Origin of the sequence: Brachybacterium sp. NBEC-018, from assembly GCF_024860185.1 — a bacterium.
Classification (GTDB): Bacteria; Actinomycetota; Actinomycetes; order Actinomycetales; family Dermabacteraceae; genus Brachybacterium; species Brachybacterium rhamnosum.
Genome location: NZ_CP100650.1, coordinates 670,033 through 687,784 on the forward strand (window position 1 = coordinate 670,033; position 17,752 = coordinate 687,784).

Consider the following 17,752-nt stretch of genomic DNA (forward strand, 5'->3'; position numbering starts at 1 on the left):
CCCTCAGATCCGCATCGGCATGATCAGGTACCGGTACGAGGTGTCCGGGGTGCCCTCGAGGGACTCCTGGCCGCACATGACGGAGGGCTTGATCGAGTCGGTGAAGGTGAGCCGGGCGAAGTCCTTGCCCAGCGCGCCGAGGCCGTCGAGCAGGAAGCCGGAGTTGAAGCCCACGACGAGGTCCTCGCCCTCGAGCTGTGCCTCGAGCACCTCGCTGGCCTGGGCGTCGTCACCGGCGCCGGCCTCGAGGGCGACCTGCCCCTCGGTGAAGGACAGCCGCACGGGGGTGTTGCGCTCGGCGACGAGGGAGACGCGCTTGACCGCGTCGATCAGGGCGGCGGTGGAGACGACGGCGGTGATCGCGGTGGTCTCGGGGAACAGCCGGCGCACGGGCGGGTACTCGCCGTCCACGAGGGTCGACGTGGTGCGGCGACCGCCGGCCTCGAAGCCGATGAGGTTCGCGGAGGACTCCTGCGCGAGGGCGATCTCGACGCTGCCGCCGGTGGAGAGCGAGCGGGCGACCTCGTGCAGGGTGCGGCCGCGCACCAGGGCGGTGTGCTCGGTGCCGGGGGTGTCCGGGTTCCAGGTCAGCTCGCGCAGCGCGAGGCGGTAGCGGTCGGTCGCCATGAGCGTCATGGTCTCGCCGCTGGTCTCGACCTTCACGCCGGTCAGCAGGGGGAGGGTGTCGTCCTTCGAGGCGGCGACGGTGACCTGCGAGATCGCCTCGGAGAAGACGTCCGCGGGCACGGAGCCGGCGCGGTCGGGCATCGTCGGCAGCTGCGGGTACTCCTCGACGGGGAGGGTCGCGAGCGCGAAGCGCGCCGATCCGCAGCGGACCTGGAGCTTCGTCCCCTCGAGGGCGACGCTCACGTTCTTGTTCGGGAGGGCGCGGACGATGTCGGAGAGCATGCGGCCCTGCACGAGCACCTCGCCGGGCTGCTCCACCTCGGCGTCGAGCGAGATCTGCGCGCTGACCTCGTAGTCGAAGGTCGAGAGCTGCAGCTGGCCTGCGGCGTCGGCCACGATCCGCACACCCTGCAGGATCGGCATCGCCGGGCGGACGGGGAGGGTGCGGGTGGCCCAGGTGACGGCGTCCCCGAGGACGCCGCGGTCGAGGTGGAACTTCACCGTTGCCACTCCTTCGCAGTGGTCGATCGTCAGAACGGGGCCCAGCGTATCGGTAACTCCGCGCTCCCGACGACACACCGGCGAGGATCCTTGACATCCGCGCTCGCGCTGATGCGGCGAACCGCCCACGCTCGAGCCTTCTCCGTCCTTGCCGCCCTCCCCTCGCCCCGCGATCACCGCCGCCGGATCACACGTCCCGGCTGCGCCCCCTCATCCACATCCCCGTCGAGCGAAAGAACTACAGACCTCTTCTTCACGGCTGTGGATCCGGTGGACAACCCTCGTCCGTGCAGGTCGTACGCGGAACATGTCATCCCGGCGAGCTGTGGAGACCTCGAGCCCCGACGTGGGCGGAGTGTGCACACCCTCCGCTCGCCGACGGATTCCTGTCATTCATCCGTGCACATCGGCTCCTGCGGGAACATCCGTCGATCCACACTGTCCACAGAGTTGTCCACATTGGGGACGAGAGGGACTCGCGGAGACCTGTCATCTCCCGCTCCTCGCGCAGGTCGCAGCGCTGCCGCGGCCCGATCCGCGGGACCCCTCAGGAGCGCGAGGCGGAGTTCGAGCTCTTGATCTTCGCGGTGAGCTCGGTGACCTGGTTGAAGATCGCGCGACGCTCCTTCATGAGCTCCGAGATCTTCTTGTTGGCGTGCATCACGGTCGTGTGATCGCGGCCGCCGAACTCCTCGCCGATCCGAATCAGCGGCATGTCCGTGAGCTCCCGGCACAGGTACATCGCGATCTGGCGCGCCGAGACGAGCCGGCGGCTGCGGCCCGTGCCCACGATCTCCTCGACGGAGAGCCCGAAGTACGTGGCCGTCTGCGCGATGATCGTCGAGGCCGTGATCTGGGTGCCGTCGTCGTGGGAGAGCAGGTCCTTGAGGACGCTCGCGGCGAGGGTTACGTCCATCGGCTGCCGGGAGAGCGAGTGCAGCGCCTGCACACGGATCAGCGCCCCCTCGAGCTCGCGGATGTTCGTCGCGATGTGGGAGGCGATGTACTCCAGGACGTCGTGCGGGACCTCGCCCGTGTTCTCCTGCGCGACCTTCTTGCGGAGGATCGCGATGCGGGTCTCGAGGTCCGGCGGCTGCACGTCGGTCATGAGCCCCATCTCGAAGCGGGAGCGCATGCGGTCCTCGAAGCCCCCGAGCTCCTTGGGAGGGAGGTCCGAGGTGATGACGATCTGCTTGTCCGTGTTGTGCAGCGAGTTGAACGTGTGGAAGAACGCCTCCATCGTCTCCGGGGCCCGCTGCAGGAACTGGATGTCGTCGATGAGCAGGATGTCGATGTCCCGGTACCGCCGCTGGAACTCCTGCGCCTTGCCGAACTGGCCGGACTGCACGGAGTTGATGAAGTCGTTGGTGAACTCCTCGGAGTTCACGTACCGCACGACGACGTCCGGGTAGAGGCTCTTGGCGTAGTGGCCCACCGCGTGCAGCAGGTGCGTCTTGCCCAGCCCCGAGCCGCCGTAGATGAACAGCGGGTTGTAGGCCTTCGCGGGGGTCTCCGCGACGGCGGAGGCCGCGGCCTGCGCGAAACGGTTCGAGGAGCCGATGACGAAGGTGTCGAAGGTGTACTTGGCGTTGAGCCGCGAGTCCTCGCCCAGGGTCGAGCCGCCCGGGTCCACCGGGCGGGGACGGCGCGGGGCCGGCATCGGGGAGGGCGCGGAGGCGCCCGAGTAGCCCGTGTAGGGGGAGGTCTCGGAGAAGCCGCGACCGGCCTCGGCGACGTCCGCCGGGGCGATCGCGCCGTCGGCCTCGGCGCTCGTGGGGGCGGCGCTCGAGGAGGACGGCGTGACGGGGAGCACGGCGCGGGCGCCGTCGCGCCCGTCGGGACGGACGGACCCGTTCGCGCGGAACGGGGCCTCGCGGTGGACCTCCGCCGGGGCGCTGTCCACAGAGTTGTCCACATCCTGTGCATTCCGCGGGGCGGAACCCGAGGTCGCGGCGGGGGTCCGTGCCGGCTCGTCGTCGTCCTCGAGCATGAGCGACTCGTCGACCGTGACGGCGAAGCGGGTCTCGCGCCCGGTCGCCTCCCGCAGCGCGTCCTTCAGAGCGCCCGCGATGCGGTTCTCGAAGAGCTCCTTCGCCGAGGTGTTCGGCGCTGCGAGCAGGGCGGTGTCCGCCACGACGGCCATCAGACGGGACAGGCTGAGCATCGCGAACGCGCGCGTGGAGACGGCGCTGTCCTGGCGCAGGGTCGCCAGGGTGCGATCCCAGATCGCATCGGGCTGCGCGTCGTTCATCTCTGTCTCCATCGCGGGGCGGGTGTCGGGGTAGTTTTCCACAGGTTCCCCGTCCATTGTGGACCGGGACTGTGGAGAACTGTGGATCCTCGGGACCCCTCACGAGGGAGAGGTGCGCCACGAGCGACACGTGAGAATCGGGCCACACCGGGCGCTCCGGCGCCCGGGATCCGTTGACCCCCTGTGCACCCGCCCCTAAACTCGTGCAGTCAGCGCTGCGCGTCGGCCCGACGGTTCCCCGGTCCCCTCCGGACCCGCCGTCGGACCGTGTGAATCGTCCGCCGGTCGGTCCTTCCCCCGGCTCACGTCCTGTCTCCCCGGCAGGAGAACCGATCCGTCCGTGCAGCGGACCACACGCCACCGTGAGGGGCACGTCAGTGCCCACGACTGAGGAGAACCGATGTCCAAGCGCACGTTCCAGCCGAACAACCGCCGCCGCGCCAAGAAGCACGGCTTCCGCGCCCGCATGCGCACCCGCGCCGGCCGCGCCATCGTCAACGCCCGCCGCGCCAAGGGCCGCTCCGAGCTCTCCGCCTGAGGCTCGGCGACCGCGAGCGGGTTCCCGTGGCCGGCTCGACCTGGTCCCGGCACCGCCTGCGCTCCTCCGACGACTTCCGCGCCGTCACCCGAGGAGGCGTCCGCAGCGCCCGATCCCACGTGGTCGTGCATCTCGCCCTGCTGGAGCAGGGCGATGATGCACCCCGCGTGGGATTCGTCGTGTCCAAGAAGGTCGGCAACTCGGTGATCCGCCACCGGGTGGCCCGCCGCTTCCGGGAGATCGTCCGCCATCACCTCGCGGAGTTCCCGCCCGGGTCGACCGCCGTGCTGCGAGCCCTGCCCGGGATCGAGCAGATCCCGTTCACGGACCTCGAGGACGAGGTCCTGGGGGCGCTCGGGACGGCGACCCGCAAGCTCGAGAAGCGTCGCGCCGCAACGTCGAGCGCGTCATGAGCGCCGTGCGCGCGATCGCCCGGGCGCCGCGGCGGCTGCTCATGCTGCCGGTGCGCGCCTACCAGGTGGGGATCTCGCCCTACACCCCTCCGGCCTGCCGGTACTCCCCGGTGTGCTCGCAGTACGGCATCGAGGCCCTGCACGTGCACGGCGCCGTCAAGGGGACCCTGCTGACCATGTACCGGATCCTGCGGTGCAACCCCCTCACCCGAGGGGGGCACGATCCGGTGCCCGCCCCGGGCATGTGGAGCAATCCACGCCGTCTGCGGCGCCCTGCCGCCGAGGGCCTACCCTTGTCCGAGACTCCCGACCACAGCCGTCACATCGCATGAACGACATGCGCATCCGGGCGGCAGGAAGACCAGGCCGATGAATCCCCTGTACCCCATCGAGTGGGCCGTCGCATGGATCATGGTGAAGTTCCATGCGCTCCTGGGCCTCGTCATGGACCCGAACTCCGGCTGGACGTGGATGCTCTCCATCGTGGGCCTCACCGTCGTGGTCCGCGTCATCATCACGCCGCTGTTCATCCGGCAGATCCGCTCCTCGCGCGCGATGCAGGCGGTCTCCCCGCAGCTGCAGGCGCTGCAGAAGAAGTACAAGGGCAAGACCGACCCGGAGTCCCGCCAGAAGATGGCGACGGAGATGCAGGCGGTCTACAAGGAGGCCGGGGCCTCCCCGCTCTCCTCGTGCCTGCCGCTGCTGCTGCAGATGCCGATCTTCTTCGCCCTGTTCCGGGTGCTCTTCTACAAGCTGCCCGAGGCGGCCGGCGGCGCGGCCTTCGGCCCGCTCACCGTGGACCTCGCGAAGAGCGCCTACCACGCGACCCTGCTGGGCAGCACGACCATCGCGGACAGCTTCCTCAAGACCGGTGACGGCGGCATCACGTCGAAGATCGTCGCCGGCGTCATCATCGCGCTCATGTGTCTGACGACCTTCATCACCCAGAAGGAGCTGACCATGCGCAACATGCCGCCGTCGGCCCTCGAGGGCCCGATGGCGAGCACGCAGAAGATGATGATGTACATGCTCCCGTTCATCTACGTGATCACGGGACCGGGCATGCCGATCGGTGTGCTCATGTACTGGCTCACCACGAGCCTGTGGACCCTGGCCCAGCAGCTCATCGTGGTCCTCACCTATCCCACGCCGGGCTCCCCGGCGGAGGCCTCGCGCCACCGCCGCATCAACGACAAGCGCGAGCGCAAGGGCCTCGAGCCCCTCGACTTCACGCCGAAGAAGCCGGCCGTGGTCGTCGAGGAGGAGTCCGCGCCGATCCGCGTGCAGCCCAAGAAGGCCTCCGGCGGCAAGAAGCTCTCCGACCAGGAGCGCCTCGAGCAGGCCCGCGCCGCCCGTGAGAAGGCGCAGGCGGACCGTCGCGCCGCGCAGGAGGCGAGGGCCGCCGAGGAGAAGGACAAGCCCTCCTCCGGCTCCGCGCTCTCGAAGAAGAACCAGGGCGGCAAGAAGCGCCGCAAGTGACCTCCGACGGCGGGAGCACCGGTGCTCCCGCCGTCGACCGCACCGCCTCCCCGCATCCCGAGCACCACGGAGATCCCCATGACTGACACCACCGTCGACCCGACCCCGGGCGAGGACCGCACCGACGTCGAGAGCCCTGCCGTCGAGAGCGCCGCCGCCCCGACCCCCGCGGCCGAGGGAGCCGAGGTCGAGCACCCCGAGTCCGCCGTCACCGAGGAGGAGCCGCGCGAGAGCGCGGAGGAGCGCATGCGCCGTCTCGAGGAGGAGGGCGACATCGCCGCCGACTACCTCGAGGAGCTGCTCGACATCGCGGACCTCGACGGCGACATCGACATCGACGTGGACGGCGACCGGGCCTCGGTCGAGATCGCCGGCGCCGAGCGCCTCGCGAAGCTCAACCGCCCGCGCGGCGAGCTCCTGGATGCGCTGCAGGAGCTGACCCGCCTCGCGGTGCAGACCCGCACCGGCAACCGCTCGCGCCTCATGCTCGACATCGGCGGCTTCCGCGCCGAGCACAAGGGCGACCTCGAGCAGCTCGCCGAGGACGCCGTGGAGCAGGCGCGCACGAGCGGGGAGCCGGTGCCGCTGCGCCCGATGAACCCCTTCGAGCGCAAGGTGGTCCATGACGTCGCGAAGGGCGCGGGACTGCGCTCCGAGTCCGACGGCGACGGCAAGAACCGTCACGTCGTGATCTACCCGGCGTCCTGAGGCCCGTCGTGCTGGCGCTTCCCGAGCACCTGCGCGCCCCGGCCGAGCGCACCTTCGGCGACCGTCTGGAGCTCGCGCAGCGCTTCACCGACCTCCTCGCCGAGCAGGGCGTGGAGCGCGGCCTCATCGGCCCGCGCGAGGTGGAGCGGCTGTGGGAGCGCCACATCATCAACTGCGCCCTGCTGAGCGACGCGATCCCGGAGGACGCCGCCTCCCTGGCCGACGTCGGCTCCGGGGCGGGGCTGCCCGGCGTGGTCATCGCGATCGCCCGCCCCGAGCTGCCCGTGACCCTCATCGAGACGATGCAGCGGCGCACGACGTGGCTCGAGGAGGTCGACGCCGAGCTGGACCTGGGCCTCGAGGTGGTCCGCGCCCGCGCGGAGGAGCTGCACGGGGACCGCGACTTCGCCGTCGTCACCGCCCGGGCGGTCGCGGCGCTCGACAAGCTCGCCAAGTGGACGATGCCGCTCGTGGCCGACGGCGGCTCGCTCATCGCCATGAAGGGCTCCTCCGCGCAGGACGAGCTCGACGCCGCGCAGAAGGTGCTGCGGCGACTCGGCGGGGACGAGGGGACCGTGCTCCGCTGCGGGGAGGGGGAGGTCGACCTTCCCACTACAGTGGTCCACGTGCGCCGCCGCGCACGAGCAACCAGGAAGGGAGACCCCCGTGGCTGATCGGCCAGGCGACGCCTCCGCGACCGGGGGCGCCCTCGACGACACCCCGCTCATGCGGGAGCTGACGCGGGACCATGCCCGGCGCCGGGAGCTCGAGAAGGCGGCCTTCTCCGCTCCGGAGACGACCCGCATCATCACCGTCGCGAACCAGAAGGGCGGCGTGGGGAAGACCTCCACGACCGTGAACCTGGCGGCGGCGCTCGCGATGGGCGGCCTGCACGTGCTCGTGATCGACGCGGACCCGCAGGGCAACGCCTCGACCGCCCTCGGCATCGCGCACCACGCCGAGGTGCCGAGCATGTACGAGGTGCTCGTGGACTCCGCCCCCATCGCGGACGTCGTCCAGGACGTGCCGGACATGCCGCGCCTGCAGTGCGCCCCCGCGACGATCAACCTCTCCGGTGCGGAGATCGAGCTGGTCTCGCTCGTGGCCCGGGAGAACCGCCTGCGGAACGCCATCCGTGACTTCCTCGCGCACCGCGAGGAGGAGGGGCTGCCGCGGCTGGACTACGTGCTCGTGGACTGCCCGCCCTCGCTGGGCCTGCTGACGGTCAACGCCCTGGTCGCGGCCCGAGAGGTGCTCATCCCGATCCAGGCGGAGTACTACGCCCTCGAGGGGCTCACGCTGCTGCTGAACAACATCGACCTGATCCGGCAGCACCTGAACCCGGATCTGCAGGTCTCCTCGATCCTCATGACGATGTACGACGCCCGGACGCGGCTCGCCGCGCAGGTCGCCGCGGAGGTGCGGGAGCACTTCCCCGAGCAGACCCTCGTCACGACGATCCCGCGCTCGGTGCGGATCTCGGAGGCGCCGAGCTACGGGCAGACGGTCCTCACGTACGATCCCGGGTCGAGCGGGGCCCTGGCCTACCGGGCCGCGGCGCACGAGATCACCGTCCGCCCCGCCCCGTGACACCCCTCTTCCGGTCCGCCGTTCGGCCGTCCCCTGCGGACCGGGATCGACTTCGGCCCATGCACGCTTGCTTCTCGGAAGGACCACGGAGATGACGCAGAAACGAGGACTCGGACGCGGACTCGGCGCCCTGATCCCCGGCGCGGGATCGGCACCGGCGGCCGCGCCGACCCCGGAGCTGCGCACCCGCACGCCCCGCACCGATTCCGCGAGCGAGCGGGCCGCGTCGGAGCGCCCCGTGGACATGTTCTTCAGCGGGGACCGCGTGGGCGAGGACGATGCCGCCTCCCGTGCGCGCCGCAGCCCCCATGACCTCGCCGGTGACATGGCGAAGGCCGCCGCCGAGCGCCGCGGCCGGGGCACGCGCACCGCCTCCCGCGCCGCCGCGGAGGAGGAGAAGGCGCCGAGCACCCGCCGCCGCAGCTCCTCGACGAGCGCAACGGCGAAGAGCTCCCCCGCGAAGAAGAGCGCCCCGGCGAAGAAGAGCGCCGCGGCGTCCTCTGCATCGAAGTCCACCTCCTCGAAGGCGTCCTCGTCGAGGACCACCAGCTCGAAGCCGGCTGCTGCGAAGAGCTCCTCCTCGAAGGCCACGCCGTCGAAGCCCGCCGCCACGACGAGCACCGCGTCGAAGGGGACCTCGGCGTCGACGGCCGCTCCCTCGACGGCCGCCGCCGAGAAGCCCTCGTCGTCCTCGAAGGCCGCCGGGTCCACGTCAGTCGATGAGTCCTCGACGCCCTCCGCGTCCACGACGGCTGCGGAGACCCCGGCGAGCACGACCCCGGCGCCCGCCGCCGAGAGCGCCCCGTCGGCCCCGGTCGAGCCGACGACCCCGGTGACCGCTCCCCCGGAGGAGGAGACGGCTCCGGAGGCGTCGACGGCGGAGAGCACCGAGGCCCCGGCGGCGGAGGAGGCCCCCTCCTCGCCCGCCGAGTCGAGCCCCGTGGTCGACGTGCAGCCGGTCGAGCTGACGCCCGCCCAGGCCCGCGCCGCGGCGTCGGAGACCGAGGAGATCGAGGAGCCCGTCGCGCCGGAGGAGCCCTCCAGGACCGAGGAGCCCGCCGCGTCCGCCTCGGATGACGACAGCCTGCTCCCGGTCCCCGGTGCGGAGTTCGCCGAGATCCCGATCCACGAGATCCGGGAGAACCCGCGGAACCCCCGTACGCTCTTCGACGACGACGAGCTCGACGAGCTCGCCTTCTCCGTGCGCCACGTCGGCGTGCTGCAGCCCGTCGTCGTCCGCCCGATCCCGGTCACCGAGGACGGCGAGTCCTTCGAGCTCGTCATGGGCGAGCGCCGCTGGCGCGCCGCCCGCCGTGCCGGCCTCCCCTCGATCCCGGCGATCATCCGGGAGACGAGCGACGACGACCTCCTGCGGGACGCGCTGCTCGAGAACCTCCATCGGTCCCAGCTGAACCCGCTCGAGGAGGCCGCCGCCTACCAGCAGCTGCTCGACGACTTCGGCTGCACGCAGGACGAGCTCGGTGAGCGGATCGGTCGCTCGCGCCCCCAGATCACCAACACCCTGCGGCTCCTGCGCCTCCCCGCGCTGGTCCAGCGCCGGCTCGCGAGCGGCGCCCTGAGCGCCGGTCACGCCCGTGCCCTGCTCTCCCTGGACGATCCCTCGCTCATGGAGGAGCTCGCGCAGCGCATCGTCTCGGAGGGGCTCTCCGTGCGCGCCGTGGAGCGTCTGGTGGCCCGTGGTGGCCAGCAGGCCCCCGCACGCACCGTGCGCCGCTCCAGCTACGATCCGCACGTCGTGGACCTCACCAGTCGGCTCTCCAACCGCCTGGAGACCCAGGTGCGCATCGACGTGGGCAAGCGCAAGGGCAAGATCACCCTGGAGTTCACCAACCTCGAGGATCTCGAGCGCCTGGTGGAGACCATGGGGCTCGAGACCTCCGTGGAGGACTGACCCTCCCCGACTGCTCTGCACGTCTCGGAGAACCTGCAGCGACTCTTCGTGCCACGGGCCCGCACCCACAGGGGTGCGGGCCCGTCGCGCATCCCCGGGAGGGGAGAGGGTGACGAGCGTGATGTACCGATACACCCCAGAAGTCCGATGTGTACAGTTCACCACCGAGGCAAGTGGTGGAATTCCCGAGAGCGCCCGTGGGATGCATGCGGCGAGGGCCGGGGTCGGCGCGGGTGAGGTCACTCGCTCGACGTTGTCCACCGATGTGCACAACTCTGTGGATTCAGACCCAGACCCCGCGATGACCTCGCCGACCGTGAGCTCGGGTCGCGTACCGCATGACTGCCAGCCGAGAGGAGCGGTGGCGCTCGTGAGTGAGCGACCTGAACGTCAGCCGCCGGGTGGGCGCTCCCGTCCGGCGTCACGTGGGGCCGTGGCGTCCCGGGGTCGCCGCGGGTGTCGGCACGTCCTTCGGACACACGTGAAACCCGCTCCCCCCGGGAGAGGGATCGGTGGCCGGGCAGCACACCGCTCCTCCCGGCACGTGCGGTGCGGCCCGACATTCTTGCAGGTCACCGGCATGTTCCCCGTGAAACATGAACGGCTTGCCCCGTCGGCATGGGGTCCGAGCGAGTTGGGAGTACACTCTTGCTCCCTTCGACCCCACCCTCCTTCCCCCGCTAACCGCTCACGTCTGACACTGCGGAGGGTGGGGCCGGCTGCCGAGGGGAGGGTGCGATGGGTGAGTTTCCCGTGAAACGGAACGGAATACTGGACCGTGACAGCAGGAGCGGAGGAAGTAATCCCGCTTCCTCAGAGCCGTTGGCCACGTCGTAGCTCCCTCCGCTCAACGACGGTTCGAACTCGTTCGTGCACGCGCAGACCAGAACGGCCGGAGAGATGACTGTGGGTGTCGAAGCTTCACGTGAAACACGCGCGGGAGGCCCCACCGGTGGCCCGCAACGCGACGCCGGCCGACGTGCTCGCAGATCGGCTCAGTGCGCTCCAGCCCGATGAGGAGCCCATGAGCAGTGATGTGTCCACTCCCCTCCAGACGATACCCTGCCGCGATGCGACGGCTGCCCGCGCACGACGGGAAAACCTCGCGCCTCGGCGACGTCGCTTCCCGTGAAACACAGCTGCATCCATACGGGGATCGGAGAGTTTCCCGTGAAACTCGCGTCGGTGCGAAGCGGTTCTGTCGCGTTTCCCGTGGAACACCAGACGCTCCCGTACGACGCACCAGCCGTGACTCGGAGAGGGGGCATCATCGTCGGGTGCGCATGGGCGCGCCATGATCACTCTGATGTGCAGCACGCGGGCAGATCGTGAAGGGTTGCGAGTTCGCAGCGTCACGACGCGGCGACAACGCGCTAGGCGACAACCTCGGTGTTTCCCGTGGAACTCGCCCGCCGATCTGCCTCCCCTGAACGGAGACAGCCACGCATGGCAATCAGTGGGAGGAGTGGCCAGGTGCTTGTTGCCGAGACATCAATGACGGAGGAGATGGCAGCACCCTTGAGGACTCCTGACATCGCCCCTCCTCTTCTGAAGAGTGTTCACGAGCGTTGATCGGCGACAGACGGCTTGTTTCACGGGAAACTCGCCCCAAGGTCGCTCTCTTGCAGGGAGCCGCGAGTCCAGTCCAGGGAGCGCACACTCGCCTTCCGTGCGTTTCACGCGAAACGTCACCCCCCTTCCCGATCCGACGTGCAGTGGGAGTCAAGGGTGATGGTGCCCGAGGCTGTCGACCGAAGCTGTCGATGGAGACGACTCGGAGCACACCCATGTCGACGGAGTCTCTTGGGAAGCTCACGATGCTGTTCCTCGGCACGCAGGTGGCTCAGCGCCGGAGGTCGGCGACCGACGTTTCACGCGAAACCAGTCCGGGCGCAGGCCCGGAGCGCGGCAGAGGCGCTGTCATGCTCGTCCAGGTCAGATTTGCTGGTGAAGATACGCACGTGCTAGGCGCGCCAAGGCCATCGACTGCTGTGGCAAGAGAAGCGACTCGACGCGCAAAATCGGCGTTTCACGGGGAACGGACGTCGGCGCCCGGTCCTTCACCCGAACGAGAGAGCAGGAGACGACCACCAGCGTCTCTCCCGCGTGCGCACGAAGTGCCCGAGACAGGCCCTCGAGGGTTTCACGGCGAACCATAAGGACACGGGACCAGGTCAGGTGGGACAGAGGCAACCCCGATAGGACGCGCCAAGCCGGAGCGGAGGGACGGGTCCTGTTTCGCGTGAAACCCGAGAAGAACGACGTGACGAGTTGTTGTCGTTGATGGGAGAAGTCCTGCCGTGGTGAAGATGACGAGGTGGTGGACGGCAGCTGGACGGACGGCGCGCAGCGTGGAGTGCCACGGCGGGAGCGGTCGCGGTCAGCGGACATCGTGCGCGCGACAGCGCTCAGATGTTCGTCGTGGAACCACTCCCCGGTGGCTCCGACGATGTCCATACTCCGTCGGGAGATCAGGCAGAGAGGTCGGGGCAGCCGTGAGAGCTCGATGCGGCGCACACGCGACATGAGTCGTCGCGACGTCACGACGATGCGGGGAGAGTACTCCGACGCCACTTTTGCACACTGTGGGAAACGGTGTGGACAGCGATGGACGCGGTCCCCGTGAGATCCACCCAGATCGGCAGAATATGACCCATACCACAGGACCCGTCGCTGGGCACCCCTTCCTGGAGATCAGTATCACCGCAGGTCAGAGCATGATCAGTCCGACATTCGGGCGATCAGAGTCTCGCTGCTCTCTCCACACACCAATGTGGATAACTCTGTGGACTGACCCCACGAAGGCTGTGGACATCGATGTGGACAACCATGTGGATGCGGGGATCGGTGCACGTCATCGCGGTGAGTCCGGGGCAACTTGACGCGCCCGTCGGCGGCACTCCATGGACTGCTGTACAGCGGTCTCTCAGCTCCGCAACGGGCCGAACTCCTCGTCGATGACGTGCTTCGGGAGAGCTCCCGTGCGTCGATGCAGCTCCGTCCAGGAGCCACGGAGCTCGATCCGCTCCCCCGTGGGGGTCGGGAGGAGCGTGGAGTCGCAGACGGTCCGGTGGACGGCGGTGCGGCCAGTCGTGGAACGCTCCGCGTCGGGAGCGTCGGGAGCGTCGGGAGCGTCGGGAGCGTCGGGAGGGCTGGGCTGGTCGGAGGTGTCCGGGGCGGCGGAGGGGTCGCCGGGACCCGCGTGCTCGAGCAGCAGCCAGGTGGGCAGCACCTCGACCCCGAGAGCATCCAGGAGCGCCGGCTCGGGGTCCAGGAGATGCACCGCCGTGCGAGCGGGTCCCCAGCGTCGGGAGAGCTCCCTCAGGATCGTCACCGCAGGGCGCGCCGGGGCGCACCAGGACGCCGTCACGAGGACGAGCAGCTCAGAGCCCGCAGGGGCGGCTCCCTGCTCGGGAGCCGCCCCTGCGGCCGGATCGATGCTGCTCATCGCGCCTCGTGCACTCGCTGCGCCTCAGGCGCGGGCAGCGGCCTCGGAGACGAAGGCGGCGGTGTCGTCGGTCGGCGCGTCGGCGACGTCGGCCGCCTCCTCCGCCTCCGCGTCGCGATCCGCGAGCCAGCGCTCCGCATCCAGCGCCGCCTGGCAGCCGGAGCCCGCGGCGGTGATCGCCTGGCGGTACGTGTGGTCGACGACGTCGCCGGCCGCGAAGACGCCCTCCACGGAGGTGCGGGTGGAACGGCCCTCGACGACGATGTAGCCCTGCTCGTCGAGCTCGAGCTTGCCCTGGAACAGGTCCGTGCGCGGGAGGTGACCGATCGCCTCGAACACGGCGGAGGTCGCGATCTCGCGCTCCTCACCGGTCTGCGTGTCGCGCACGGTGATCGACTCGACCTTCTCGCCTCCGTTGATGGAGACCAGCTCGCTGTTCCACGCGAAGGACAGCTTCGGGTCGCTCTCCGCGCGGCGGGCCATGATCTTCGAGGCGCGCAGCGCGTCACGACGGTGCACGAGGGTCACCGTGCGGCCGAACCGCGTGAGGAAGGTGGCCTCCTCGACGGCGCTGTCGCCGCCGCCGACCACGACGATGTCCTGGTCCTTGAAGAAGAAGCCGTCGCACGTGGCGCACCAGCTGACGCCCTTGCCGGAGAGGCGGTCCTCACCGGTGACGTCGAGGCGGCGGTACGCGGAACCGGTCGCGATGATGACCGACTTCGCCCGGTAGACGGTGCCGTCCTCGAGCGTGATCGTCTTGACGTCGCCCTCGAGCTGCACGTCGACGACGTCCTCGAACTCGATCTGCGCGCCGAAGCGCTCGGCCTGCTCCTGCATGGTCGTCATGAGCTCGGGGCCCTGGATCCCCTCGGCGAAGCCGGGGAAGTTCTCGACGTCCGTGGTGGTCATGAGCGCGCCGCCGGCGTCGAGCGCCCCCGCGAGGACGATCGGCTTCATCTCCGCGCGGGCCGTGTAGATCGCGGCCGTGTAGCCCGCGGGACCGGAGCCGACGATGACGACCTCGTGCACGGTGCTGTCCTGCGCCGCGTCACTCTGCGCGGTCTCGGGGGCCTCGCAGCCCTCGGGCCCGCAGGCCTGCGCGGTGGCGGCGGAGGCGCCGAGGATGTTGAGAGCCTGGATCGGCTGGGTCATGGGAGGTCCTTCCGGAGGTGGACGGGAACGGCGCGGCGACGCAGACGAGCGTACGGCGCGAAGGGGTCGGAGAGGGTGGGCGAGGGGCGAGGCGGGACGGCGCTCACACGCCCTCGATGAGCACGGTGCCGCTCCAGAGGCCCACCTGGGACGGATCCGCCTGCGTCGAGGCGTCCCCGCAGGTGGGGCGCACCACGGTCACCGAGACCGTGCCGCCCGTGGCCTGGAGCGTGTCGCGGTCCACGGGACCGTGCACGAGCAGCCAGGCCGACGACTGGTCGGTTCCCCACGCGACCTCCTCCATGATCAGCACCGCATCGGCGCTCCCGAGGGCCTGCAGGCAGGTCGCGGCGTCGAAGCTCGTCATCGGCTGGATCGTGCCGGCGTCGACGAGCCTCTGGACCTCGGTGCCCAGGGAGCTCTCCGTGACAACGGGCAGACCCGCCGAATTCTTCCCGGCACCGTTCTCCGTGTCGACCGCGACACCTGCCCGCGGGTGCGTGGTGCTCGACTGCTCGAGCGCTGTGGACAGCTGCAGACCGATCAGAGCGGCCACGACCAGCACCGCGAGGATCACCACGACAGGGATCCCGAGGAAGTTCGGGAGCCGGGAGGACAGCCCGTGCACCCGCCGGAGGGCCGGGCGCGGGCTCATTCGACGCGGACCTCGGCGATCCGGCCGCGGTAGCGATCGGTCTCGACGCTGTCCTGCGGGAGGTCGGGGATCCACAGCGCGGCGCCGTCGGCCTCGAGGGGCTCCTTCGGGGTGAGGACGGCCTCGCCGTCCCCGTTGAACTGGGCGGTCGCGGCGACGTCGCGGAGGCTGCCGTCGGCGTTCACCGCGTGCAGCTCGATCGTGCCGCCCGTGTTGCGGGCGGTCGTCACGGTGACCTTCGTGATCGTGGACTCCTCGGCGAAGGTCAGCTTGATGCCGGTGCCGTCCTTGAGCCCGCCGAAGTCGGAGCTCGTGTACAGCTTCGTGGACCAGAACGTGCCGGTGTCGCCGTCCGTGATGCGCGAGGCCTGCTCCGGATGGTCGAGAGTGCTCGAGTTGAACTCCTCGACCCCGGTCACCTCCGGTGCGGGCAGCGTCGCGGTGGGCGACGGGCTCTCCTCCTCGGTGGTGGGGCTCGCCTCCTCGCTCGGGGCGGCGGTGGTCGCGGTCGCGACCGGCTGCGTGTTCAGCGGGTTCTCGACGCGCTGGCGCAGCCCCGAGGTGATCGACGTGATCGCGAAGACCATCGCGATGATGACCAGCAGCACGGCGCCCAGCAGGATCCACTGCGACTGGCGGGAGCGGGCGGCGGGCTGCGCAGGGCCGAGGCCCCAGGTCTGCGGGTCGTCCGCATCGACCGCGACGCCGACGACCTCGCGCAGCAGGGAGCTGCGGGAGGCGGGGACCGTGTCCTCCGGGACGTCCGACCCGAGGGCGGAGCGGTCGCGGCCGCGCACGACGATCGGACCGGAGTCGACCGGGGCGAGCGACTCGGTGCGCCCGGAGACGGCGAGCGGGCCCGTGCTCTCCGCCGCGGAGGAGGCGGAGCCATGACGATGATGCGCGGCGGGGGTGAGCGCGGTGGTCGCGGTGGCGCCGGCGGCCGCGGGGAGGGCGGCCGTGCCGGGCTCCGCCGCGGCGGGGGCCACCCCGGTCTCGGCCGCCTCGGGTGCAGAGGTGCCCGGCGCGTCGGCCGGGGTCGAGGGGCTCACCGGGGTCGACGGGGCTGACGGATCGGCCGGTGAGGACGGGCCGGAGGGGGCTGCTGCGGCGACGTCGAGATGGCCCGGGAAGGCGCTCGAGGAGCGGCGCTCGTCGAGGTGCAGCTCCTGGACCAGCGCCTTCGCCTCACCCTCGGCCGCGGAGGAGGAGGCCGCAGCGGTCTTCTCCTGTTCCTCGGCGGGCACCGAGGACTCGGGGACCCCCGGGTTCTCGGGATCGACGGCGCCGGGCTCCGCGGCGGTGGTGTCGCCGGAGGTGGGCCGGGTGGTGGCGGCCGATGCCGCGCCGGCGCCGACGACCCCGGCCGTCGCCGCGGCGGCCGCGCCGGCGGTGCCGGATGCGGCCGTGCCGGGAGCGCGCGAGACGGTGTCCTCCTCGGGGAGGCCGCCGTCGGCGGGGAGCGGCTCGAACGACTCGGTGGCCGGATCAGCGGCGCTCCGACCCGGACCGGTCGGATCCGAGGCCGGCGCCTCCTCCCCGTCGGCGACCGGAGCCGCGGAGCCCGCGCTCACCGAGGTCTCCCGGCCGGGGACCACGACGGGCGCGGACGGAGCGGCATCGCGGGCGGAGGCGGCGGGGGTCGCCCCGCGGCCGGCATAGGCCTCGAGGGTCACGGGGATCGACTGCCACGGCTCGAGGGCCTCGACCAGGTCACGCGTGGTCTCCGGGCCCTCCTCGGAGGAGCCGCCCAGCACGAGCTCGCACAGCAGGTCGAGGTCCTCGGGGATCGGCGGGGCGCCCTCCGCTCGCAGCGCGGACGGCCGCGGGATCGTCCCGTCGGCCCCCGGTCGCGGGCTGCGGCCCGTGAGCGCCCGGAAGAGCAGCGCGACGAGGGCGCGCGTGTCCTGGAAGGAGGCGATCTCCCGCGAGCGATCCAGATCCGTGTGCGCGGCGGCCTCGACGCCCACCCCGAGCACGGACACCGCGCCGGACGCCGTGTCGACGAAGACGCGGTTGGAGTCGAGCAGCTGATGGCGCAGGCCACGACGACGCGCGACCTCGAGCCCGGTCGCGGCCTCGCCGATCACGGCGCGCGCGGTCTCGGGGTGCAGGGGGCCGTCGGCGAGCAGCGCCGCGAGCGGCGGGGACGTGGGCAGCGGGTACTCGACGACCGTCGTCGGCTCGCCCGCGGTCCCGTCCGTCCCGCTCTCCTCACGGGGATCGTCGAGCACGACGATCTCGCGGACCGGCACGAGGCGGGGGTCCTCCACCAGGTACGCGCGGCGCACGGCGTCGGCGGCCTCGAGCGCGGCCGGGCCGTGCACGACCAGCAGCGCCACGTCCTCCCCGCTCGCGACCGTGCGGGCCCGGTGCCACGAGGCGCCCTCGGCGACCCCGGACAGGGGGATCCGCCCCTCCAGGATCCACCGGGAGCGCAGCGCGTCCAGATGAGAGTTCGTGTCCACGGACCGT

General features: G+C 71.0%; 14 protein-coding genes. 8 read left to right on the plus strand and 6 right to left on the minus strand.

Annotation, left to right across the window (positions count from 1 at the left end):
• Positions 1–3: 3 nt before the first annotated feature.
• Positions 4–1,128: a DNA polymerase III subunit beta gene (dnaN, locus tag NLU66_RS03035; protein WP_259361480.1), complete on the minus strand. Its 1,125-nt coding sequence runs from the start codon at positions 1,126–1,128 to the stop codon at positions 4–6.
• Between the two features lie 547 nt (positions 1,129–1,675).
• A complete protein-coding gene (gene dnaA, locus NLU66_RS03040) occupies positions 1,676–3,379 on the minus strand; it encodes a chromosomal replication initiator protein DnaA (protein ID WP_259361481.1) in 1,704 nt (567 codons plus the stop codon).
• A gap of 400 nt (positions 3,380–3,779) precedes the next feature.
• Between dnaA and rpmH the strand changes: the two genes are divergently transcribed.
• The 8 genes from rpmH (at position 3,780) to NLU66_RS03080 (ending at position 10,019) form a co-directional block, all read left to right on the plus strand.
• Complete coding sequence (gene rpmH, locus NLU66_RS03045; protein ID WP_137769387.1) at positions 3,780–3,917, plus strand: 50S ribosomal protein L34; 138 nt, start codon at positions 3,780–3,782, stop codon at positions 3,915–3,917.
• A gap of 26 nt (positions 3,918–3,943) precedes the next feature.
• Positions 3,944–4,330, plus strand: coding sequence for a ribonuclease P protein component (gene rnpA, locus NLU66_RS03050; RefSeq protein WP_259361482.1), 387 nt, complete (start codon positions 3,944–3,946; stop codon positions 4,328–4,330).
• Complete coding sequence (gene yidD, locus NLU66_RS03055; protein ID WP_259361483.1) at positions 4,327–4,662, plus strand: membrane protein insertion efficiency factor YidD; 336 nt, start codon at positions 4,327–4,329, stop codon at positions 4,660–4,662. The genes rnpA and yidD overlap by 4 nt, the downstream gene beginning before the upstream one ends.
• A 37-nt stretch (positions 4,663–4,699) precedes the next feature.
• Positions 4,700–5,809 carry a membrane protein insertase YidC gene (gene yidC, locus NLU66_RS03060; RefSeq protein ID WP_259361484.1) on the plus strand — a complete coding sequence of 370 codons (1,110 nt, stop codon included), beginning with the start codon at positions 4,700–4,702 and terminating at the stop codon, positions 5,807–5,809.
• A gap of 78 nt (positions 5,810–5,887) precedes the next feature.
• Positions 5,888–6,517, plus strand: a complete 630-nt coding sequence (locus NLU66_RS03065; protein ID WP_259361485.1) for a protein jag — start codon at positions 5,888–5,890, stop codon at positions 6,515–6,517.
• Positions 6,518–6,525: 8 nt separating this feature from the next.
• A complete protein-coding gene (gene rsmG, locus NLU66_RS03070; protein WP_259361486.1) occupies positions 6,526–7,191 on the plus strand; it encodes a 16S rRNA (guanine(527)-N(7))-methyltransferase RsmG in 666 nt (221 codons plus the stop codon).
• 52 nt (positions 7,192–7,243) lie between these two features.
• Positions 7,244–8,107 (plus strand): ParA family protein, encoded by an 864-nt coding sequence (locus NLU66_RS03075; RefSeq protein WP_259362528.1) that lies wholly within the window; start codon positions 7,244–7,246, stop codon positions 8,105–8,107.
• A 91-nt stretch (positions 8,108–8,198) separates the two neighbouring features.
• Positions 8,199–10,019: a ParB/RepB/Spo0J family partition protein gene (locus NLU66_RS03080; RefSeq protein WP_259361487.1), complete on the plus strand. Its 1,821-nt coding sequence runs from the start codon at positions 8,199–8,201 to the stop codon at positions 10,017–10,019.
• Between the two features lie 2,926 nt (positions 10,020–12,945).
• Here the strand turns inward: NLU66_RS03080 and NLU66_RS03085 are convergent.
• From NLU66_RS03085 to NLU66_RS03100, 4 genes are all read right to left on the minus strand, one after another.
• Positions 12,946–13,467 carry a hypothetical protein gene (locus NLU66_RS03085; RefSeq protein WP_259361488.1) on the minus strand — a complete coding sequence of 174 codons (522 nt, stop codon included), beginning with the start codon at positions 13,465–13,467 and terminating at the stop codon, positions 12,946–12,948.
• Positions 13,468–13,491: 24 nt separating this feature from the next.
• A complete protein-coding gene (gene trxB, locus NLU66_RS03090; protein ID WP_259361489.1) occupies positions 13,492–14,622 on the minus strand; it encodes a thioredoxin-disulfide reductase in 1,131 nt (376 codons plus the stop codon).
• Positions 14,623–14,725: 103 nt separating this feature from the next.
• Positions 14,726–15,277, minus strand: coding sequence for a hypothetical protein (locus tag NLU66_RS03095; RefSeq protein ID WP_259361490.1), 552 nt, complete (start codon positions 15,275–15,277; stop codon positions 14,726–14,728).
• Positions 15,274–17,745 carry a hypothetical protein gene (locus NLU66_RS03100; protein ID WP_259361491.1) on the minus strand — a complete coding sequence of 824 codons (2,472 nt, stop codon included), beginning with the start codon at positions 17,743–17,745 and terminating at the stop codon, positions 15,274–15,276. The genes NLU66_RS03095 and NLU66_RS03100 overlap by 4 nt, the downstream gene beginning before the upstream one ends.
• Positions 17,746–17,752 lie beyond the last annotated feature (7 nt).

Coding starts and splice junctions, on each gene's coding strand:
- dnaA (WP_259361481.1), bottom strand. CDS start 3,379: ATGAACGACGCGCAGCCCGATGCGATCTGGGATCGCACCCTGGCGACC.
- trxB (WP_259361489.1), bottom strand. CDS start 14,622: ATGACCCAGCCGATCCAGGCTCTCAACATCCTCGGCGCCTCCGCCGCC.
- yidC (WP_259361484.1), top strand. CDS start 4,700: ATGAATCCCCTGTACCCCATCGAGTGGGCCGTCGCATGGATCATGGTG.
- NLU66_RS03095 (WP_259361490.1), bottom strand. CDS start 15,277: ATGAGCCCGCGCCCGGCCCTCCGGCGGGTGCACGGGCTGTCCTCCCGG.
- NLU66_RS03085 (WP_259361488.1), bottom strand. CDS start 13,467: ATGAGCAGCATCGATCCGGCCGCAGGGGCGGCTCCCGAGCAGGGAGCC.
- NLU66_RS03065 (WP_259361485.1), top strand. CDS start 5,888: ATGACTGACACCACCGTCGACCCGACCCCGGGCGAGGACCGCACCGAC.
- NLU66_RS03080 (WP_259361487.1), top strand. CDS start 8,199: ATGACGCAGAAACGAGGACTCGGACGCGGACTCGGCGCCCTGATCCCC.
- yidD (WP_259361483.1), top strand. CDS start 4,327: ATGAGCGCCGTGCGCGCGATCGCCCGGGCGCCGCGGCGGCTGCTCATG.
- NLU66_RS03075 (WP_259362528.1), top strand. CDS start 7,244: ATGCGGGAGCTGACGCGGGACCATGCCCGGCGCCGGGAGCTCGAGAAG.
- rpmH (WP_137769387.1), top strand. CDS start 3,780: ATGTCCAAGCGCACGTTCCAGCCGAACAACCGCCGCCGCGCCAAGAAG.